The 19,788-nt window shown below is 66.9% G+C and carries 17 protein-coding genes; 6 read left to right on the top strand and 11 right to left on the bottom strand.

Going from position 1 to position 19,788, the window contains the following annotated elements; genetic code table 11:
- Nucleotides 1-534 precede the first annotated feature (534 nt).
- Complete coding sequence (locus tag DU478_RS12635) at nucleotides 535-3,339, top strand: Rne/Rng family ribonuclease (RefSeq protein ID WP_114511334.1); 2,805 nt, start codon at nucleotides 535-537, stop codon at nucleotides 3,337-3,339.
- A 159-nt stretch (nucleotides 3,340-3,498) separates the two neighbouring features.
- Here the strand turns inward: DU478_RS12635 and DU478_RS12630 are convergent, their stop codons facing one another.
- From DU478_RS12630 to DU478_RS12600, 7 genes are all read right to left on the bottom strand, one after another.
- The gene (locus DU478_RS12630; protein WP_114511333.1) at nucleotides 3,499-4,914 is read right to left on the bottom strand and encodes a 3'-5' exonuclease; all 1,416 of its coding nucleotides are present in this window, start codon (nucleotides 4,912-4,914) and stop codon (nucleotides 3,499-3,501) included.
- A gap of 4 nt (nucleotides 4,915-4,918) precedes the next feature.
- Nucleotides 4,919-5,416 (bottom strand): hypothetical protein, encoded by a 498-nt coding sequence (locus DU478_RS12625; protein ID WP_114511332.1) that lies wholly within the window; start codon nucleotides 5,414-5,416, stop codon nucleotides 4,919-4,921.
- Between the two features lie 26 nt (nucleotides 5,417-5,442).
- Nucleotides 5,443-7,251 (bottom strand): DUF294 nucleotidyltransferase-like domain-containing protein, encoded by a 1,809-nt coding sequence (locus DU478_RS12620; protein ID WP_114511331.1) that lies wholly within the window; start codon nucleotides 7,249-7,251, stop codon nucleotides 5,443-5,445.
- 81 nt (nucleotides 7,252-7,332) lie between these two features.
- Nucleotides 7,333-8,925 (bottom strand): ATP-dependent DNA ligase, encoded by a 1,593-nt coding sequence (locus DU478_RS12615; RefSeq protein ID WP_114511330.1) that lies wholly within the window; start codon nucleotides 8,923-8,925, stop codon nucleotides 7,333-7,335.
- Entirely contained in the window at nucleotides 8,922-9,932 is a 1,011-nt protein-coding gene (locus DU478_RS12610) for a ligase-associated DNA damage response exonuclease (RefSeq protein WP_114511329.1), read from the bottom strand. The genes DU478_RS12615 and DU478_RS12610 overlap by 4 nt, the downstream gene beginning before the upstream one ends.
- Nucleotides 9,933-10,023: 91 nt before the next feature.
- A complete protein-coding gene (locus tag DU478_RS12605; protein WP_114511328.1) occupies nucleotides 10,024-10,986 on the bottom strand; it encodes an alpha/beta fold hydrolase in 963 nt (320 codons plus the stop codon).
- On the bottom strand, nucleotides 10,986-11,276 hold the full coding sequence (locus tag DU478_RS12600) for an SCP2 sterol-binding domain-containing protein (protein WP_114511327.1): 291 nt from the start codon (nucleotides 11,274-11,276) through the stop codon (nucleotides 10,986-10,988). The genes DU478_RS12605 and DU478_RS12600 overlap by 1 nt, the downstream gene beginning before the upstream one ends.
- Before the next feature lie 108 nt (nucleotides 11,277-11,384).
- Here DU478_RS12600 and DU478_RS12595 point away from each other — a divergent pair, with 108 nt between their 5' ends.
- From DU478_RS12595 to DU478_RS12575, 5 genes are all read left to right on the top strand, one after another.
- Entirely contained in the window at nucleotides 11,385-11,963 is a 579-nt protein-coding gene (locus tag DU478_RS12595; protein ID WP_233501225.1) for a tetratricopeptide repeat protein, read from the top strand.
- 21 nt (nucleotides 11,964-11,984) lie between these two features.
- Nucleotides 11,985-14,984 carry a helicase-related protein gene (locus DU478_RS12590; RefSeq protein WP_114511326.1) on the top strand — a complete coding sequence of 1,000 codons (3,000 nt, stop codon included), beginning with the start codon at nucleotides 11,985-11,987 and terminating at the stop codon, nucleotides 14,982-14,984.
- On the top strand, nucleotides 14,985-15,374 hold the full coding sequence (locus DU478_RS12585) for an RNA-binding S4 domain-containing protein (RefSeq protein WP_114511325.1): 390 nt from the start codon (nucleotides 14,985-14,987) through the stop codon (nucleotides 15,372-15,374).
- A gap of 49 nt (nucleotides 15,375-15,423) precedes the next feature.
- Nucleotides 15,424-15,759 carry a ferredoxin FdxA gene (gene fdxA / locus DU478_RS12580; protein WP_114511324.1) on the top strand — a complete coding sequence of 112 codons (336 nt, stop codon included), beginning with the start codon at nucleotides 15,424-15,426 and terminating at the stop codon, nucleotides 15,757-15,759.
- 284 nt (nucleotides 15,760-16,043) lie between these two features.
- Nucleotides 16,044-16,553: a CarD family transcriptional regulator gene (locus tag DU478_RS12575; RefSeq protein WP_114511323.1), complete on the top strand. Its 510-nt coding sequence runs from the start codon at nucleotides 16,044-16,046 to the stop codon at nucleotides 16,551-16,553.
- Between the two features lie 140 nt (nucleotides 16,554-16,693).
- Here DU478_RS12575 and DU478_RS12570 read toward each other — a convergent pair whose 3' ends face one another.
- The 4 genes from DU478_RS12570 to DU478_RS12555 all read right to left on the bottom strand — a co-directional run.
- Nucleotides 16,694-18,478, bottom strand: a complete 1,785-nt coding sequence (locus tag DU478_RS12570; protein WP_114511322.1) for a sodium:solute symporter family protein — start codon at nucleotides 18,476-18,478, stop codon at nucleotides 16,694-16,696.
- Between the two features lie 3 nt (nucleotides 18,479-18,481).
- Nucleotides 18,482-18,769, bottom strand: coding sequence for a DUF4212 domain-containing protein (locus tag DU478_RS12565; protein ID WP_114511321.1), 288 nt, complete (start codon nucleotides 18,767-18,769; stop codon nucleotides 18,482-18,484).
- Nucleotides 18,770-18,806: 37 nt separating this feature from the next.
- Entirely contained in the window at nucleotides 18,807-19,493 is a 687-nt protein-coding gene (locus tag DU478_RS12560) for an adenylate kinase (protein ID WP_114511320.1), read from the bottom strand.
- A 5-nt stretch (nucleotides 19,494-19,498) separates the two neighbouring features.
- Nucleotides 19,499-19,788 (bottom strand): AMP-binding enzyme (locus DU478_RS12555; protein WP_407703162.1); only part of this gene is annotated, 290 nt, incomplete at its 5' end.

Below are 19,788 nucleotides of genomic sequence, written 5' to 3'. Positions count from 1 at the left end.
TGGCCGATTAGAAACCCTGCCGCGGCAGCGGCAACGCGCGAGTTGTCCATTCTGGTAGAACCGCATGTCCAATCTGAGGAATCGGCGCCACGCAGCCGGTGTCCGCCCGCATCCCCGACCTGTCGCGCATTGGCGTCAGGTTGTCGTCGATTGCCCATTGTCATTTCGCATCCGCTGGCATTATGCTGTCTGTCAGGCTGCGCTCCGTCCCGAACGGAGGCGCCACACGAGAGTTTCGCTGGACAGACGGTTTCAGGGCACAGCCCCGATCTCTGGACAGACCGATCAGGCCCCAGGGCCAGCAAGTCCGCCCGGACGCGACAGCGACGGGCTTATAATGGGCGCAGCCGGGCTCACACCCCGCGACATGCGTCGGAGAAGAACCGCGATGAAGCGCGCGACGACAGTGAGGCACATGGCAGACCCGTCAAGGTCCGTGCCCGTCTGCGCGCATCCCCTCGCTCAGACAAGACACCACCCGCATGCGCTGCCCTCACGGGGGCCGGGCGCCATATGGGTGTGCAATTGGATCATATGGCTAAGAAAATGCTTATCGACGCCACCCACGCGGAGGAAACCCGCGTCGTGGTGGTGGACGGAAACAAGGTCGAGGAATTCGATTTTGAATCCGAGAACAAACGCCAGCTTGCTGGCAACATCTATCTCGCAAAGGTAACCCGGGTCGAACCGTCGCTACAGGCGGCCTTCGTCGATTACGGCGGCAACCGCCATGGGTTCCTGGCGTTCTCCGAAATTCATCCGGATTACTACCAGATCCCCATCGCCGACCGTCAGGCGCTGATGGAGGAAGAGCAGGCGCTGGCCGACGCGCAGCGCCGCGAGGACGAGGACGAGAAGCCCAAGCGCTCCCCGCGCAGCCGCTCGCGGTCGCGCAGTGCCACCAAGGCCGAAAAGTCGACGTCGCAGGACGAAACCGCGACGCAGGACATCGCCGGGATGGAAACCATCGACCTTGGCGAGGACGAGATCTCGGAGACCGAGGCATCCGAGGATGCCGAAGGCCTGTCGCCGATGGAGACCGTGGCCGAAACGCCGGTGGAAGAGCCCGCCGACGACCAGTCCGACGACGGCGACGATGCCGAGGACGACGACGCCCCGAGCGCGTCCGACAAGGACAGCGACATCGAAAGCGTCGCCGACGACGACACCGAGGAAGACCTGCGCCCGGTCCGCAAGCCGCGTGCCCGCCGCTACAAGATCCAGGAAGTCATCAAGGTCCGGCAGATCCTGCTGGTACAGGTCGTCAAGGAAGAGCGCGGCAACAAGGGGGCGGCGCTCACCACCTACCTGAGCCTTGCCGGGCGCTACTGCGTCCTGATGCCCAACACCGCCCGCGGCGGCGGCATCAGCCGCAAGATCACCAACGCCGCCGACCGCTCCAAGCTCAAGGCCACCGCGAGCGAGATCGACGTGCCGAAGGGCGCGGGTCTGATCATCCGCACCGCCGGCGCCAAGCGCACCAAGACCGAGATCAAGCGCGATTACGAATACCTGCAGCGCCTGTGGGAGCAGATCCGCGAGCTGACGCTGAAATCCATCGCGCCCGCAAAGATCTACGAAGAGGGCGACCTGATCAAACGCTCGATCCGCGACCTCTACAATCGCGAGATCGACGAGGTCTTCGTGGAGGGCGAGCGCGGTTACCGCATCGCCAAGGACTTCATGAAGATGATCATGCCGTCCCACGCCAAGAACGTGAAGCATTACGCCGACGCCATGCCGCTTTTCGCGCGCTACCAGGTCGAATCGTACCTCAGCTCGATGTTCAACCCGACGGTGCAGCTGAAATCCGGCGGCTACATCGTCATCGGCGTGACCGAGGCGCTGGTCGCCATCGACGTGAACTCCGGGCGTGCCACCAAGGAAGGCTCGATCGAGGAAACGGCGACCAAGACCAACCTCGAGGCCGCCGAGGAAGTGGCGCGTCAGCTGCGCCTGCGCGACCTTGCGGGCCTGATCGTGATCGACTTCATCGACATGGACGAGCGCAAGAACAACGCCGCCGTGGAGAAGAAGCTCAAGGACAAGCTCAAGACCGACCGCGCCCGCATCCAGGTGGGGCGGATCAGCGGGTTCGGCCTGCTCGAAATGAGCCGTCAGCGCCTGCGCCCCGGCATGATCGAGGCGACGACGGCGCCGTGCCCGTCCTGCCATGGCACCGGCCTCATCCGGTCCGACGACAACCTCGCCCTGCAGGTGCTGCGCCAGATCGAAGAGGAAGGCGTGCGCAAACGCTCGCGCGAGGTGCTGGTGAAATGCCCGGTGGGCATCGCCAACTACCTGATGAACCAGAAACGCGAACACATCGCCCAGATCGAGCTGCGCTACGGCATGGCGGTGCGGATCGAAGGCGACGCGCATCTGGTCAGCCCGGATTTCTCCATGGAGAAATTCAAGACCGCGACCCGCTCCGTGCCCGAGGCCATCGGCCAGGTGGTGTCGGTCGACACCTCGCTGATGGATCAGGTGGACGAGGACCAGGGATCGGCCTGGGACGATGACGAAGCCGAGGCCGCCGCCGAAGAGGCGGCCGAAGCCGCCGCCGCGAATGCCCAGAAAGACAAGGCGCAGAGCCCGTCCGACACCGGCGAGAACGGCCAGGAAGACGGCAAGCCGAAGAAGCGACGCCGCCGCCGCCGCCGCAGCCGCAGCAAATCCTCGGATAACGGGGACAACGGCGAGAACGGGAACACGCAGGACTCCGGTGCGGAGCAGGAGAGCGAGGCACAGCCGGAAACCGCCGAGGCCGACTCCGGGCAGTCCGAGGCCGCCCAGTCCGAAACCGTCGCGGGGGAAACGCCTGCCGAGGACGCGCCGAAGCCCAAGCGCAGCCGCTCGCGGTCCCGGTCGAAGAAGACCGAGGAGGCCGCACTGGCCGAGGAGGCCCCCGCCGAGGAGGCCGCCCCCGCCGCCGAGGAGGCCGTGGCCGCGGAGGCGCCCAAGCCCAAGCGCTCGCGCAGCCGCAAGAAGGCCCCGGCGCCCGAACCGGTCGCTGAAGAGCCGCAGCCCGCAGAGGAGGCGCCCGCGCCGGTGGATGCGGCGCTCGACCAGGGCGCGCTGGCCGAACCCGAGGCCATCGAGCAGCCCGACGAAGGCACCGCCGCCCCGGTGGCGCCGCCGGTCGAGGAAGAGCTCAACGTGGTGAGCGAAGAAGCGCCCGAGCCCGCGCCGATGCCGGAGCCCGCGCCGATGCCGGAGCCCACGCCGACGCCGGAGCCGGCTGCGGCAGAGGACAAGCCGCTGGAACCCGCAGAGGCCGGCAGCGACGAGGGTGACGCCAAGCCGAAGAAGCGCGGCTGGTGGTCGATCGGTCGCTGACCCGGTCCGCAGACATGAAAAACGCCCCGGGCCAGTGGTCCGGGGCGATTCTGTTTCCTGGACGTCAGCTTGAATCAGCCCGTCCGACGCTTTGGCATCGGTGATGTCGCGCGGCGGTCGGCGACCTGTTTCGGGGTGAGACGTTTCGCGTTTCCGGTGTCAGGCCTGCGGCGCGGCGTTGAGGTCCTGCAAGAGACGCCCGTGCTGGGTCGTCTCGCGGATCACCTTGCCGAAGGTGTCGAGCCCGCGCGCCTCGAGCATCGGCAGCATCCGCAGCAGCACCCGCGCCGTGGCCTCGGCATCGCCAAGCGCGGTGTGGCGCGCGCGGGCGGGGATCGTCACGTCGAGCCGCTCGCAGATCGCGTCCAGGGTATGCGGTGCCGCCGCCCCGAAAAGCACCGCCGACAGCAGCACCGTGTCGAGGATCGGATGATCCCAGGTCAGCCCGTTCTGCGCTGACCGGCGGCGCAGGAAGGCCATGTCGAACGGCGCGTTATGCGCGACGATGACCGCATCCTCGCAGAAATGGTGAAAGGCGCGCGCCGCCGCGTCCGGGTCCGGTTTGCCCGCCACCATGAAATCGCTGATCCCGTGCACCTTGGTCGCCGCCGGGGGAATCGGCCGCCCGGGATCGACCAGCATGTCCAGCACCTCGCCCTCGACCAGCCGACCGCCGAAGATGCGGCGCGCGGCGATCTGCACGATCTCGTCCTTGTGCGGCAGAAGCCCCGTGGTCTCGGTATCGAAGACCGCGAAACACAAGGCGCGCAGCGGCGTCTCGGCCAGAGCCAGGGCGGGGGCGCGGTCCAGCAGGTCGAAATCGAAGGTCAGCGGGCGGTTGCCCTCGGGCGCCAGCCGCACCGTCGCCGCGTCGATGATCAGCAGGTAGCCACCGCCGTCCATGTGCTTCATCTGCATCTCGAAGCTTTGCGCGCCGTCGATGCCCGAGGCGGCAAAACTCACGTCCTTGCCGCTGCGCGCCAGCTTGCCGCGCGCCGCCTGTATCGCGCGGGCATCGAAATAGGCGCCCAGCCGCGCCCCCAGCCGCGGCACGGCGATCTGCGCCAGCACCTGCGCCGCCTGTCCGTCGTAGAGAACGATCCGGTCGTCGGCGCTGCACAGGATCGTGGCCACCGGGATTTCCGTCAGGAGGGCGGTCAGCCGTTTCGCCTCGGCGCTGAGTCGCGCGGTCTCGGACGCGACCCTTTGCGCAGCGTCCACGGTGCTGGCGCTCAGCGCCCGGGTCATGGCGTCGGCGGCGGGGCCGAGGTCGCCAAGGTGCCTTGCGGTGGCGGGGTCGATCGGATGCGACAGACCCGCATGGGTGCGGCTGCGCAGGTCCGCGGCGATGCGGTCCACGGGTTTGGCGATGGTCTCATCGAACATCAGCCACACCCCGGCGATCATGCCCACAAGGCCGAAGCCGCCGAGGATGAAGGCGAAGAGATAGCCGTTGGCGCCCGTGGCCGCGCGGTTCTGCCCGCCCCAGAGTGCCAGCGCCAGCATCGCCAGCGCGGCCACGGCCAGCCCCGCGAAGGTCAGGAACACGCGTTGGCGGACCGAAAGGCGGGGCATGGCGCTATCCTCCGGAACAGACGGTGCGCACGATCGGATCTTCGCTGCCGACATCGCGCCAGACCGGATCCGAGCCGTCGCCCAGCGCCGGATCGGCCCGCCGGCCATCGGCGCAGTCGATCATCATCTGCACCGACTGCACCGGTTTCCATCGCCCGAAGAAGTAAAGGTCGGCCATGTAGAGCCCCTGTTCCTCGTTCTGCACCAGGTTTCCGGTGTCCACGGCGACAAAGCGGTCGGTGAGCGGCACGAGGTAGGTCCAGGGCCGCCAGGGCGCGGTATCGGTCACGCTGTCGGCCACCACCACGCCCTCGGGAAGGGCACCGGCGGTGCGCGAGAACCAGTTGTATTCGCTGCTGATGGTGGCGGCCAGCATGGCGAGGCCCGCGCCAACCGGGACCAGCCACCGCGGCAGCCGGTCGCCCAGCACCAGCCGCAGCGCCATGATCGCACCGGCCCCGGCAAACCCCGCGACCGCCACGGCGATCAGTTCCAGAAACATGGCCTCTCCTCCCTCGGCGGCGCGGCTCAGGTCCGCCGCGCGTGTCCCAGCGCCGATTGCAGCGATTTCACCACCACGAACGCGTTGCGCAGGTGCGCTCTTTCAAAATCCGAAAGCGTGCTCGGTGCAAGGAAATTATCCGGCGCCTCGCCCGCCTTGATCCGCGCGGCCTGGTGCTGCAGCCGCGTCTCGGCGATGACGTCATAGGCATCGAGCAGGTCCTGCCCGCCGCTTGCGCTGACCAGACCGGCGGCGCGCGCGGCCTCGATCCGGGCGCGGGTGTTGACCGGGCGCAGTTGCCCGCGCAGCGCGTAGATGCGGGCAAGGTCCGTCACCGGCACGACGCCGTTGTGCTTGAGGTCCACGGTGTTGCGATGCTCGCCCGACCGGATCGTGGCAAAGCCGCGCAGGAGCCCCAGCGGCGGCGTGTGGGTCAGCGAATTGTTGATCATGTGATTGACGAAGATCGAGTTCTTCGACGCCTTTTCCAGCGTGCCGCTTTGCAGCGCGTCGAACAGCGCCCGGGTGCCGCCGATGGGCCGCAGGTCGAACATGACCGAGGCCAGCATCTGCGCCTCGGGGCTGGGGGTGCGGATCCAGCCGTCGAAATAGCCGCGCCAGACCCGCAGCGGCTGGCACCAGCGCGGGTTCGTGGCCATCATGTCGCCGGGGCAGTAGACGTAGCCGCAGGCATTTAGCCCGTCGCTGACAAAGCGGGCGAGGTCGGCGAAATAGCCCATATGTGCGTCCGTCGCTTCGTCGCTCAGGATCAGGCAGTTGTCCTGGTCGGACACGCCGGTCTGGTCCTGCCGCCCCTGGCTACCGCAGGCGGCCCAGAGGTAGGGCACCGGCGGCGCGCCCAGCGTCTCTTCGGCCAGCTTCAGCAGACGGCGCGTGACCGCGTCGGCGATGTCGGTGATGAGCCGCGTGGTGATCTCGTGCCGCGTCGCCGCGGCGGCCAGTTGCACCAGCAGTGCCGGGATGCGCGCGGTGGCGGCGGCCATCCCGTCCACATCCTCGGCGCCGGCGATGTCGCGGATCAGGTGCCCCGAGGACAGCGCCTGGAACCGCGTGAGGTCGGTCTGTGTGACGATGCCTAGAAGCGTGCCGCCCTCGGTCACGGGGACATGGCCGATGCGGTGCTCCATCATCTGGTGCAGCACGTCGGACCCCACGGCGCCGGGCGGCAGGGTCATCGGGTCGGGCGTCATCACCGCGCTGACCCGCGTGCCCGCGTCGCGGCCTTCCGCCACCACCTTGTTGCCGAGGTCGCGCAGGGTGATGATGCCGGTCAGCCGCGCGCCCTCGGTCACGCAGATCGAAGACACGCGGGCGGCGCGCATGGCCTGCGCGGCCTCTTGCACCGTTGCATCGGGACCGCAGGTCAGCGGGTCGCGGGTCATCAGCGTGTCGATGCGGCTGGTGGCAAGCTCTGCCCGGGCGGGGCGTGCGGGCCGGGAGCGGTCGAAGAACCGTGCGGCGGGCGGCTGGGTTTCGATGAGCCGCAGGAAATCGGCCTTGGGCAGCACCAGCAGGTCGGTGTCCTCGGTCGCCCGCGCGGTGGTCGCGGCAAGGCCGTCGCGGGTCAGCCCGCGTTCCCCGAAGGAATTGCGCGCCGACAGAAGCGACACGGTGTTTCCCGCCTCGTCGGTGATCTCGACCGCGCCCGAACGGATCAGGTAGAGCCCTTCGAGCGGTTCACCGAAGTCGTAGATCGCGGCGCCTGCGGCGTAGGACCGGGTGCGGAAGGCAGGCAGGAAATTGTCCAGCGCCGCGGCGTCGATGGCGTTGTAGGGATGGACCGAGGCGAGGAAGGCCGCGAGGTCTTGGGTCATGGAGCGCTCCGCCGGTTGCGGGCCCGTGATAGCGGATCGGACGGGCAGGGTCATGCGGTTTGTGCGCGCAGGCGGCCCGGATCAGCCGTAGGCCGACAGGATCGCCTTGAGATCGTCCAGCGTGTTGGCCTCGGCCAGCGGCTTGTCGTGGCGCCAGCGGCTCATGCGAGGAAAGCGCAGGGCGACGCCGGACTTGTGGCGCGGGCTTTCCTGGATGCCTTCGAAGGCGATTTCGAAGACGTGGTGCGGCGTGACCTGCCGCACGGGGCCAAAGCGTTGTTGGGTGTTCTTCCGCACCCATGCGGTGATCTTGCCGAATTCCGCGTCCGTCAGGCCCGAGTAGGCCTTGGTGAAGGGCACCAGCGCATCGCCGTCCCAGACCGCGAAGGTGAAGTCGGTAAAGAGGTTGGCGCGCCGCCCGTGACCCTGCTGGGCATAGATCATCACCGCGTCGATGGTCAGCGGGTCTAGCTTCCATTTCCACCAGTCGCCCTTCTTGCGGCCCGCAAGGTAAGGGCTGTCGAGACGCTTCAGCATCAGCCCTTCTGCGCGCCGGTCGCGGGCGGTGGCGCGGGTCTGCGCCAACGCCTCCCAGTCGGCAAAGTCGATGGCTTCGGAGACGCGCAGCGGGGCGTCGGCGGGCAGGGGGTCGATCAGCTTTTTCAGGGCGGCGCGCCGGTCGCGCAGGGGCGTGTCGCGCAGATCCTTGCCGTCGGCTTCCAGCAGGTCGTAGGCCAGCAGGATCACCGGCGCCTCGGTCAGCAGCTTCTTCGGCACGGTCTTGCGCCCGATGCGCTTTTGCAGCGTGTTGAAGGGCAGCGGCTGGGTGCCGTCCCAGGCGACGATCTCGCCATCCAGAACCGTGCCGTCGGGCAGGAAATCCCGCGCCCGGGCCAGTTCGGGGAATCGGTCGGTCATCAGTTCCTCGCCGCGCGACCAGACGTGGTGTTCGCCCATGCGCAGGATCAGCTGGCCGCGGATGCCGTCCCATTTCCACTCCGCCTGCCAGTCGCCCGGATCGCCCAGCGGGTCGGGTCCGTCGGCCAGCTGGTAGGCCAGGTAGAAGGGATAGGGCCGGCTGAGGTCGGCGGCCTTGTCCTCGGCCTCGATCAGGTTGTGATAGCTCACGTCGTCCGGCGTCCAGCCGCCCATCAGCCGGTGCGCGAGGCTCGCCTCGTCCTGCCCGGTGGCCTCCGCGAGCGCGCGGGTCATCAGCTTCTGGCTCACCCCGATGCGCCAGCCGCCGGTGATGAGCTTGTTGAAGAGAAACCGCTCGGTGTCGTCCAACTCGTCCCAGGCGGCAAGGATCTGCGGCTTGCGGTCTTCCTGCGGCGCCTGAGACAGGGCGCGCAAGAAGTTGATCCAATGGGTCAAAGAGCGGTCAGAGGACCCCTCCGCTTTGGGCAGGATCAGCGCGATGGTCTCGGCCAGGTCGCCGACGATGGGATAGCTTTCCTCGAGCAGCCACAGGGGCAGGCCCGCGCGCTCCGCCGCCCATTCGCGCAACTGCGTGGTGTTGACTGCACGTTTCGGGCGGCGGCCCGAGAACAGCGCGATGGTCCAGAGCTTGTCGTCGTCCGGCGCGCGGGTGAAATATTCGGCCAAAGCCTTTGTTTTCAGGCTGGTTTTCGTGGTCTGGTCGATGGTGGTGATGAGCTGGGCAAAGTCCTTCATGCGGCGGCCTCTGCCTCGTCCTCGTCACCGCCGAATTCGGTTGGCAGAACTTTCGCGTTCCAGCCCCGGTCGTTCAGCCAGCGGGCGAAGATGTCCGTGTAACCATGCGTGACATAGACATTTTCCGCGCCGGTATCAGTGATCGCCTGCAGGAGGCCCGGCCAGTCCGCATGGTCCGAGATGACAAATCCGCGGTCCGCCGCGCGCCGCCGCCGCACGCCGCGCAGCCGCATCCAGCCCGAGGCAAAGCCGGTCGAGGCGGGGCCGAAGCGCCGCGCCCAGGCCGAGCCAAGGGCCGCGGGCGGTGCCAGCACCAGCGCGCCGGGGTGATCCTTGATCTTCGTTTCGGGCGTCACGGGCACGGTGTCGGGCAGGGAAAGCCCCTGGTCGCGCAGTACCCGGTTTGTGCCCTCCACGGCACCATGGGTCAGGATCGGGCCGATCTCCGCATCCAGCATTCGCATCAGCCTTTGCGCCTTGCCCAGCGAATAGGCGCCGAGGATCGCGGTACGTCCTTCAGCCACGCAGCCGCGCCACCAGTCGTTGAGGTCTCGGGCCACCACTTCCTGCGCGGTCCACTTGAAGACCGGCAGGCCGAAGGTGCATTCGCTGATGAAGGTGTGGCAGCGGACCGGCTCGAACGGTTCGGACAGGCCGTCGTCCAGCAGCTTGTAATCGCCAGAGACAACCCAGACCTCGCCGCCCACCTCGACCCGGATCTGCGCCGATCCGGGGATGTGGCCGGCGGGATGGAACGACACGATCGCGTCGCCCAGCCGCAGCGTTTCGCCGTAATCGGCGCCCTCGATCACGATCTCGCCCAGCCGGTGGCGCATCACCGGACCGGCGGCATGGGTGGCGAGGTAACGGGCATGGCCGGACCGCGCGTGATCGGCATGGCCATGGGTGATCAACGCCCGGTCGACGGGACGCCAGGGGTCGATGAAGAAGTCGCCTGCGGGGCAGTAGATGCCCCGGTCGGTGAAGGTGAGGACCGGATCGCGCATAAGCCAAGAATAGGCCCGCAGGCGGCGTCGGACAGGGGGCGCGCGCGGAATTCGGTGTCCGGTGGTGTCCGGTGGGCCAAGGCGCCGGGGGTCAGGCCGATCTTGCCGCAGGATGCCCTGCGCCGTCGAAGAGGTCGAGGATCGCGTCGGTCACCTTGCGGCGCAGGGCGGCGGATTCCATCAACACCTCGTGTTCCGCGCCCGCCACCATCTCGAGCCGGCCGCCGGGCCAGCGCGCCATGCGATCCTGGATGCGGGCCAGGTCGACAATGCGTTCGTTGGTGCCGCAGAAGGCGATGCAGGGCAGGGTCGGCGAGGGCCGCCGCGCGAGGTCGCGGCATTCGGCCAGCGCCTGGTGCAGCCAGCGCAGCGACGGGCCGCCCAGGCCGAAGCCCGGCTCGGCCTGCACCTGGCGGCGCATGTAGTCGAACATCTCGGCATCGGTGGTCAGCTGGTTGTCATCGAAGGGCTGCGCCAGCACGTAGCTTTCGGACTTGGTGCCCGGCGCGACCATATGGCCGAGCCCCAGATGTCCCAGCCCCCAGCTCAGCGCCCAGGCGGCGGGGCGCATTGCGCCCGAGATGCGGATGCCCCACATCGGGCCGGTAAAGGCGCAGGAGGCCACAGGCAGCCCGTCCATCGCGGCGCGCAGGCCGATGCAGCCGCCCATGGAATGCGCAATGAGGTGCCAGGGGCGCGGCAGGTCCAGCGCACGTGCGGTGTCGACCATGGCGGCGACATCGCGCTGGTAATCCTCGAACACATGCACGTGCCCGGTGCGCACGTCCTCGAGCAGGCGGTCGGCCAGCCCCTGGCCGCGCCAGTCGATGCAGAGCGTGTCATAGCCGCCCGCCGCCAGGTCCGACGCGGTGCGACCGTATTTCTCGATATACTCCGTGCGGCCCGGGAACAGCAGCACCGTTCCGCGCGGCTCTTCCGCCGGGAAATGGCCCAGCCGGATGCGCAGGCCGTCCGAGGTGTGCACCCAGTGTGCACGGGCGCCCGCCGGACCTTCGGCCAGGTCGGCGTGGAAGGGGGCGGGCGCCAGATCCATCAGTTCAGCACCTGCGCCAGCTGCATCGCCTTGCCCATGTCGCCGTCGATGGCAAGCTTGCCGGACATGAAGGCCGAGGTCGGGTCGAGGTCGCCGTCGAGAATCGACTTGAAGGTCTCCGCATCGGCGGAAAGCGTCACCTCGGCATCCTCGTCGCCGGCATGCGCGCCGTTCTGGTCGACGATGAAGCTGCCTTCGCCGGCGATCTCGAATTTCGCCGTACCGTCAAAGCCCTGGCCGTCCATCTTTTCGTTCATCGCCTTGACGGCTTCGGTCACGTAATCGCTCATGCGGGGTCTCCCTGGATTGTCATCTGCGTGTCGTGTGTTTTGCCTTTTCGGATGCTGGCAATTCCCAGCACAGACGCTACACTCAGAGGTGTTATGAGCATGGGTGCGATGAAATTCAAATCTACCGTCACGGCATTTGCCGTTCTAGTCACGATTTCCCTACTTCTGCCGCAGGACCTCTCCGCGCAGCAGGTCGGGGAGCCGGCAGAGTCGGACCGTGCGGCGGAGCTGCTGATGCAGCTGCGCGACGCGGACGAGGCCGAGGCCGCGCGGCTGGAACGGGAATTGCAACTGGAGTGGTCCAAGTCCGGCTCTGCCGCGATGGACTTTCTGCTGAAGCGCGGGCGCGATGCGCTGGAGGTTTCCGACACCCACGCCGCGATCGAGCATTTCACCGCGCTGACCGATCACGCGCCGGAGTTTGCCGAGGGCTGGCAGGGCCTTGCCCGTGCGTATTACGCAGAAGACCTGTACGGCCCTGCGGCGGATGCGTTGGAGCATGTGCTGGCGCTCAACCCCGCGCATTTCGGCGCGCTGCGCGGCCTCGGCGCGATTTTCGAACAGACCGAGCGCCCGGCGCTGGCGCACCAGGTCTATGAACGGGTTCTGGAACTGCGGCCGCATGATCCCGAAGTGACCGAGGCGATGCAGCGCCTCGCCGCGCAAATCGACGGCACGGCTCTCTGACAGGGCCAGCAAGGGGCGGTGATGTCCACACGCGCGCGGATCGCGGCCGTTCTCGGCCCGACCAATACCGGCAAGACCCATTACGCGATCGACCGGATGCTCGGCTACCGCACCGGCATGATCGGCCTGCCTTTGCGGCTTCTGGCGCGCGAGGTTTATGACAAGGTCGTCATGGCCCGTGGCCCGGGCGTGGTGGCGCTTGTCACCGGCGAGGAACGCATCGTGCCGCCGCGCGCGACCTACTGGATCTGCACGGTCGAGGCGATGCCCGAGGGCATGGGCACCGACTTCGTCGCCGTTGACGAAATCCAGCTTTGCGCCGATCCCGAGCGCGGCCATGTCTTCACCGACCGGCTGCTCCGGATGCGCGGCCAGCACGAGACGCTGTTCCTCGGCTCTGACACCATGCGCGGGCCGATTGCCGAACTGGTGCCGGGGGTGGAGTTCGTGCGTCGCGAGCGGATGAGCCAACTGGGCTATACCGGCTCGAAGAAGATCAGCCGCTTGCAGGCGCGCACCGCCATCGTCGGCTTCTCGGTCGAGAACGTCTATGCCATCGCCGAGCTTTTGCGCCGTCAGAAGGGCGGGGCGGCGGTGGTGATGGGCGCGCTCAGCCCGCGGACCCGCAACGCGCAGGTGGACCTCTACCAGAACGGCGACGTGGATTACCTTGTCGCGACCGATGCCATCGGAATGGGGCTCAACCTCGACATCAACCACGTCGCCTTTTCGGCGCTGACGAAATTCGACGGGCGGCGGATGCGGCCGCTGCAACCGAACGAACTGGCGCAGATCGCGGGCCGGGCCGGGCGCGGCATGAGCCACGGCACCTTTGGCGTGACGGGCGAGGCGGGGCCGATCCCCGATGAGTGGGCCGAGGCGATCTGCAACCACCGCTTCACCCCGCTGCGCAAGCTCAACTGGCGCAACGCCGACCTGCGCTTCGGCAGCATCGACACGCTGATCGCCTCGCTCGAGGAGTCGCCGAAGGACGACCGGCTCGTCAAGGCGCGCGAGGCGGATGACCTGCAGGCGCTGAAGGCGCTGAGCGCCCAGGCCGAGGTGGCCGCACGGGCGTCCGACCCGGCGTCGGTCAAGCTCTTGTGGGACGTCTGCCGCATCCCCGATTTCCGCGGCATCAGCCATGCGGAACATGCGGGCCTGCTGGACGTTATCTTTGGTCATTTGCACCAGAGGGGGGTGATCCCCGACGATTTCCTGGCACGACAGATCAACCGGATCGACCGGACCGAGGGGGACATCGACACCCTGTCGCGGCGGTTGGCGTTTATCCGCACATGGACCTACGTGGCGCAACGCCGGGAATGGGTGAATGACGAAAGCCATTGGCGCGACCGTGCGCGCGCTGTAGAAGACAGGCTGTCGGATGCGCTGCACGACCGTCTGACGCAAAGATTTGTAGACCGGCGGACCAGCGTGCTGCTTCGCCGGTTGAAGCAGAAGGAGGCCCTTTTGGCCGAAGTGAATGACAAGGGTGAGGTGACCGTCGAAGGCGAATTCGTCGGTAAGCTCGAAGGGTTCCGGTTCCGCCAGGACAAGGAGGCGTCCGGACAGGAGGCCAAGACGCTCAAGACCGCGTCGATCCAGGCGCTGGCGCCGCATTTCCATCTGCGCGCCGACCGGTTCTACAATGCGCCCGATACCGAGATCGACTTTACCGAACAGGGTGGCCTGATGTGGGGCACCGAAGCGGTTGGCAAGCTCGAGGCCGGGGACGATGCGCTGAAGCCGCGGGTCAAGGCCTTTGTCGACGACGAGGCAGGGCCGGACGTGGCGCAGAAGGTGCAGCGCCGGTTGCAGCATTTCATCGACCGCAAGATCGCCGCGCTGTTCGAGCCGCTCTTGAACATCCAGCACGACGAGACGTTGACGGGTCTCGCCCGCGGTTTCGGCTTCCGAATGGTCGAGGCGATGGGCATCCTGTCGCGCGCCGAGGTGGCCGACGAGGTCAAGGCGCTGGACCAGGACGCCCGGTCGAGCCTGCGCAAGCACGGTATCCGCTTCGGACAATACACGATCTTCATGCCGCTGCTGCTGAAACCCGCGCCGACGCGGCTGCGTCTGGTGCTCTGGAGCCTCGCGCGCGGGCTCGACCATTTCCCCGAAGCGCCGCCGCCGGGGCTGGTGACCGTGCCGAATATCGACGGCATCCCGGCTGAACACTACTTGATCGCGGGCTACCGCAAGTCCGGGCAGCGCGCCATCCGGATCGACATGCTGGAGCGACTGGCGGATCTCCTGCGTGCCGAGGACAGCCGCGGCGGGTTCGAGGCCAAGGCCGACATGCTGTCGATCACGGGCCTGACGCTGGAACAGTTCGCGGACCTGATGCAGGGGCTGGGCTACAAGGCCGAGGCCGGCGAGCGGATCAAGGTCAAGCCCGTCGATGCGGTCGTGCCCAAAGACGCCGAGGCCGAGGTCGCGCGTCCGGTCGAAGAGACCCCCGCCGAGGAGAATGCCGACACGCCGGTTTTCGACGAGGGACAGAGCGCCGAGGCCGGAGCCGTCGTGGCGCCGCCCGAGGTCGACGACGCAGCCCCGGAAGCACCCGAAGAGGTCACCGCGATCCCCGATGCGGGCGAAGCGCCGATCTCGGAGGAGCCGGCGGAACCCGCGCCCGAGGATCCGGTCGCGGACGTGTCTGCCGAAGACGTTCCCCCCGGCACGGCCCCCGATGCCGAAATCGAAGCGCCCGAGATGGAAAGCTTCTACACCTTCACCTGGGGTGGCAACCGGGGCGGCAATCGCGGCCCGCGCCGCGAAGGCGGCGGTGGACGCCGGCAAGGCCAAGGACCAGGACAGGGTAGGGGTCAGACCCAGGACGGCAAGCCGCGCGGGAAATCCGCGGGCGGTCCGAAGGGCAAGGGCAAGCCGCGCGGCAAGGACGGCGGCAAGCCGGGGCCGAAGAATTTCGAGGCGCGTCCGCCGCGCAAGGAAAAGCCGATCGACCCGGACAATCCCTTTGCCGCAGCTCTGATGGGGCTCAAGGACAAGTCGTAATTGGCGGACCCGGCGGGCAAGCTTCGGCTGGACAAGTGGCTTTGGCAGGCGCGGTTCTTCAAGACCCGCAGCCTCGCCGCCAAGGCCGTGACTTCCGGGATCCGCGTCAACGGCCAGCGGATTTCGAAACCGGCGTTCTGCGTGGCGCCGGGCGATGTGCTGACCTTCTCCAAGGAACGTGATGTCCGCGTGATCCGGGTCGAGGCGTTGGGAACCCGCCGCGGCCCGGCATCAGAGGCGCAGGCGCTTTATACCGACCTGGACCCGCCGCAGCCCCGCGACGCGGCGGATCCCGGGCAAGCCGCCGCGCCGAAATACGATGGCGGAGGCCGCCCCACCAAGCGCGACCGCAGGCGCCTCGATCAAACCCGCGGGCAGGCGCTTGAATGATCCCGCGCACTGTTCTAGCTAGGCGGTCAAACGGATTACGGAACGCCCAATGACCTATATCGTCAACGATGCCTGCATCGCCTGCAAATACACCGACTGCGTCGAGGTCTGCCCCGTGGATTGTTTCTACGAGGGCGAGAACATGCTGGTGATCCACCCCGATGAATGCATCGACTGCGGCGTCTGCGAACCGGAATGCCCCGCCGATGCGATCCGGCCCGACACCGAGCCGGACATGGAAAAATGGGTTGAATTCAACCGGAAGTACTCCGAGATGTGGCCCGTGATCATCACCAAGAAGGACCCGCTGCCCACCGCCGAGGAAATGGACGGCAAACCCGGCAAGATGGAGCTCTTTTCCGAGGCGCCGGGCGAGGGCGGCTGAGCTTGATTCGAGCGGCACGCCCGTCTTGCCGCCGTTTTGCGGTAATGTCCGGCGGCAAGCCGTTGTAAAACTGTCATATTTCGCCAGCATCGCATGCTGCTAGGAAGTATGCGAAATTTGTGGTATGATCATATCACAAATGACAACACCACGCGCTGCGAACCGGGTCTGTCTGCCCCCGGTGACATAACCAACGTCCATGATCCAAGGTGAACGGAGATATACGTGTTTCCGGTCGCCTTTCTTGTCGCCTGTGCGCGGGTGAGCCTGTGAGGAACCACTCTATGACCAAGTCGAAGAAATCCGAATTCCGCCCCAACGATTACGTCGTCTATCCCGCCCATGGCGTCGGACAGATCGTGTCGATCGAGGAGCAGGATATCGCCGGCATCTCGCTGGAACTCTTCGTCATTTCCTTTGAAAAAGACAAGATGACCTTGCGGGTCCCGACCCACAAGGCGTCCGAGATCGGCATGCGTTCGCTGTCTTCGCCCGACGTCGTGAACCAGGCGATGAAGACTCTGAAGGGCAAGGCCAAGGTCAAGCGGGCGATGTGGTCGCGCCGCGCGCAGGAATATGAGCAAAAAATCAACTCCGGCGATCTGATCGCCATCGCGGAGGTGGTGCGCGACCTGCACCGCGCCGACGACCAGCGCGAGCAGAGCTATTCCGAGCGTCAGCTTTACGAGGCGGCGCTGGAGCGTCTGACCCGTGAAGTGGCCGCCGTTTCCGGCGGCGACGAACTGGCCGCGGCCAAGCAGGTGGACGAGGTCCTGGTCGGTCGCGCCGCCTGATCCAGCCATACGAAGACAGAGAAAACCGCGCCTTCGGGCGCGGTTTTTTCATGCGCGTGCGGCAGATGAAAATGTCCCGGCATCGCACGAAAAAAGGGCCGCTCCGAAGAGCGGCCCTTTGCCTTTGTCAGGGGAGGGGCTCAGTGGTCCTGAGCCGCCCCGGCGCCGCGCGGGATCCGCACGCTTTCCACCAGTTCCTGGATGTGCTGCGGAACCGGCTTGGTCATGCCCGACACGATGTAGGCCACGGCAAAGTTGATCGCCGCACCGACCGCGCCGAACGAGGTGGACTTGATCGTGCCCAGCAGCGGGTCCGCATCCGTGAAGGAGTTTGTGTCCGGGATGAAGAACCAGCCCTTGTGCAGGAAGATGTAGACCAGCGTCACGATCAGGCCGGCGAGCATGCCCGCCACCGCGCCGCGGTTGTTCACCTTGGTCGAAAAGATCCCCATCATCAGCGCCGGGAAGATCGACGCCGCCGCAAGGCCGAAGGCCAGCGCCACGGTTTGCGCGGCAAAGCCCGGCGGGTTCAGGCCCAGGTACGTGGCCACGACGATCGCGATCGCCATGGCGATACGTGCGGACAGCAGCTCTCCCTTTTCCGAGATATCGGGCTTGAACCGTCCCTTGATGAGGTCGTGGCTGACCGCCGACGAAATCGCCAGCAACAGGCCCGCCGCCGTCGACAGCGCCGCCGCGATGCCGCCCGCCGCGACAAGACCGATCACCCAGCCCGGAAGGTTGGCGATTTCGGGGTTTGCCAGAACGAGGATGTCGTTGTTGAAGTTGGTCAGCTCGTTGCCGCTCCAGCCTTCGCCCGCAGCCTTCTCCTGCATCGCGGGCGAGGCGTCGTTGTAGTACTGGATACGGCCGTCGCCGTTCTTGTCTTCCCAGCCCAGAAGGCCGGTCTGCTGCCAGGTCGCCATCCAGTCATAGGCCGGATCGTCCGCGATGGTCTCGAGGCTCACAGCTTCGCCGTCCGTCCCGTTCGGCCAGAACTGCTCGGTGATGTTGAGCCGTGCCATGGCACCCACCGCCGGAGCCGTGAGGTACAGAAGCGCGATGAACACCAGCGCCCAGCCCGCGGACCAGCGTGCGTCGGCGACGCGCGGCACGGTGAAGAAGCGCATGATGACGTGCGGCAAACCGGCGGTCCCGATCATCAGCGACAGGGTGAAAAGCATCATGTTGAACGTATCGCCATTGTGGGCGGTATATTCGTTGAAGCCCAGCTCGCGCACGATCTGGTCGAGACGCGCCAGCAGCGGCTCGCCGCTTGCCTGGTCGGTGCCGAAGAGGCCCAGACCCGGAATCGGGTTGCCGGTCAGCTGCAGGGAGATGAAGACGGCCGGGATCGTGTAGGCCATGATCAGCACCACGTACTGCGCCACCTGCGTGTAAGTCACGCCCTTCATGCCGCCGAAGACCGCGTAAGCAAAGACGACGACAGCGCCGATCAGGAGGCCGGTGGTGTTGTCCACCTCGAGGAAGCGGCCAAAGGCCACGCCCACGCCGGTCATCTGGCCGATGACGTAGGTCAGGCTGGCCACGATCAGGCAGATCACCGCCACCAGGCGCGCGGTCGGGCTGTAGAACCGGTCGCCGATGAACTCGGACACGGTGAACTTGCCGAACTTGCGCAGGTAGGGTGCCAGTAGCAGCGCCAGCAGGACGTAGCCGCCGGTCCAGCCCATGAGGTAGGTGGAGTTGTCGTAGCCGGTAAAGGCGATGAGCCCCGCCATCGAGATGAACGACGCCGCCGACATCCAGTCCGCCGCAGTCGCCATGCCGTTGGTGACGGGGTGCACGCCGCGTCCGGCGGCGTAGAATTCCGACGTGGAGCCCGCGCGGGCCCAGATCGCGATGCCGATGTAGAGCGCGAAACTTGCGCCCACGAACAGCAGGTTGATGGTAAACTGATCCATTGGTTATTCCTCCTCGACGCCGAATTCACGGTCGAGCTTGTTCATCCGCCAGGCGTAGAAAAAGATCAGCGCCAGGAAGACCAGGATCGACCCTTGCTGGGCGAACCAGAAGCCAAGGTCGGTGCCGCCGACGCTGATGCCCGAAAGCATCGGACGCAGCAGGATGCCGAAGCCGAAGCTGACCAGCGCCCAGATCACGAGGCTGATGAGAATGATCCGCACGTTGGATTTCCAGTAGGCCTTGTCGGCCTCCGAAATCTCCAGCGCGGACCGTTGCGGTTTGTCCGTCATGAGGTGTCCTCCTCCTCTTGATGCCCCCGGACGGGGGTTATTGGATGGTATCCTTGACAAGCGACCGCAGCCGCTTGGCGATCGTGTCGATGGCGCCCATGGCGGGCACGCGGGTCAGCGCGCCCTGGCCGTCGTAATAAGAGATCAGCGGCGCGGTCTGGGCGTGATAGGCCTCGAGCCGGCTCGACACGGTTTCCGCGGTGTCGTCGGCGCGCCGGGTCATCTCGGTGCTGCCGCAGGCGTCGCAGGTGTTCGCGACGCGGGTCGGCTTGAAGCGGTCGTGGTAGCCCTCGCCGCAGTCCGCGCAGGTAAAGCGGCCCGAAACGCGCGTGACCATCTCGTCGTCATCCACTTCGAGGCTGATCGCGGCGTCGATCTTCTGGCCGTTCTCAGACAGCAGCCGGTCGAGCGCCTCTGCCTGCTTGGTGGTGCGGGGAAAGCCGTCGAGGATAACGCCGCGCGCCGTGTCGGGCTGCGCCAGCCGGTCGCGCAGGATGGCGATGACGATGTCGTCGCTGACCAGCGCGCCGGCCTCCATCACCGCCTTGGCGCGTTTTCCGGCCTCGGTGCCCGCCTTGACGGCGGCGCGCAGCAGGTCACCGGTGGAAAGCTGCACGAAGCCGAAATCCTGTTCGAGCATCCGCGCCTGGGTGCCTTTCCCGGCCCCCGGGGGGCCGAGAAGGATGAAGACCGGCGGGGTTTTCAAGGTTTTGCTACCGTCCATCGCCCTCACCCCCGGTTCATGCGGTTTTCGATGAGGTTGTCGACGACATCGGGGTCGGCGAGGGTGGAGGTGTCGCCCAAGGAGCCGTAGTCGTTTTCGGCGATCTTGCGCAGGATGCGGCGCATGATCTTGCCGGAGCGGGTTTTCGGCAGGCCTGGGGCCCACTGGATGAGGTCCGGGCTGGCGATCGGGCCGATCTCCTGGCGCACCCAGGTGCGCAGTTCCTTGGTGAGCTCGTCCGAAGGCTCGACCCCGTTCATCAGGGTCACGTAGCAGTAGATGCCCTGGCCCTTGA

It is taken from the genome of Thalassococcus profundi, from assembly GCF_003344785.1.
In the GTDB taxonomy this organism is placed as follows: Bacteria; Pseudomonadota; Alphaproteobacteria; order Rhodobacterales; family Rhodobacteraceae; genus Puniceibacterium; species Puniceibacterium profundi.
Note: the sequence above shows the minus strand (reverse complement) of the source record. Positions and strands in the feature narration are given on the sequence as shown.

Excerpts from the sequence above, each read along its gene's own strand:
- DU478_RS12610 (WP_114511329.1), bottom strand. The coding sequence starts at position 9,932 with ATGCGCGATCCGGTCCTCACCTTCACCGACCGGGGCATCTACTGCCCC.
- DU478_RS12620 (WP_114511331.1), bottom strand. The coding sequence starts at position 7,251 with ATGACCCAAGACCTCGCGGCCTTCCTCGCCTCGGTCCATCCCTACAAC.
- DU478_RS12615 (WP_114511330.1), bottom strand. The coding sequence starts at position 8,925 with ATGAAGGACTTTGCCCAGCTCATCACCACCATCGACCAGACCACGAAA.
- DU478_RS12625 (WP_114511332.1), bottom strand. The coding sequence starts at position 5,416 with ATGTTTCTGGAACTGATCGCCGTGGCGGTCGCGGGGTTTGCCGGGGCC.
- DU478_RS12570 (WP_114511322.1), bottom strand. The coding sequence starts at position 18,478 with ATGGATCAGTTTACCATCAACCTGCTGTTCGTGGGCGCAAGTTTCGCG.
- DU478_RS12635 (WP_114511334.1), top strand. The coding sequence starts at position 535 with ATGGCTAAGAAAATGCTTATCGACGCCACCCACGCGGAGGAAACCCGC.
- DU478_RS12605 (WP_114511328.1), bottom strand. The coding sequence starts at position 10,986 with ATGGATCTGGCGCCCGCCCCCTTCCACGCCGACCTGGCCGAAGGTCCG.
- DU478_RS12575 (WP_114511323.1), top strand. The coding sequence starts at position 16,044 with ATGACCAAGTCGAAGAAATCCGAATTCCGCCCCAACGATTACGTCGTC.
- DU478_RS12565 (WP_114511321.1), bottom strand. The coding sequence starts at position 18,769 with ATGACGGACAAACCGCAACGGTCCGCGCTGGAGATTTCGGAGGCCGAC.
- DU478_RS12595 (WP_233501225.1), top strand. The coding sequence starts at position 11,385 with ATGAAATTCAAATCTACCGTCACGGCATTTGCCGTTCTAGTCACGATT.
- DU478_RS12600 (WP_114511327.1), bottom strand. The coding sequence starts at position 11,276 with ATGAGCGATTACGTGACCGAAGCCGTCAAGGCGATGAACGAAAAGATG.
- DU478_RS12560 (WP_114511320.1), bottom strand. The coding sequence starts at position 19,493 with ATGGACGGTAGCAAAACCTTGAAAACCCCGCCGGTCTTCATCCTTCTC.
- DU478_RS12630 (WP_114511333.1), bottom strand. The coding sequence starts at position 4,914 with ATGCCCCGCCTTTCGGTCCGCCAACGCGTGTTCCTGACCTTCGCGGGG.
- fdxA (WP_114511324.1), top strand. The coding sequence starts at position 15,424 with ATGACCTATATCGTCAACGATGCCTGCATCGCCTGCAAATACACCGAC.
- DU478_RS12590 (WP_114511326.1), top strand. The coding sequence starts at position 11,985 with ATGTCCACACGCGCGCGGATCGCGGCCGTTCTCGGCCCGACCAATACC.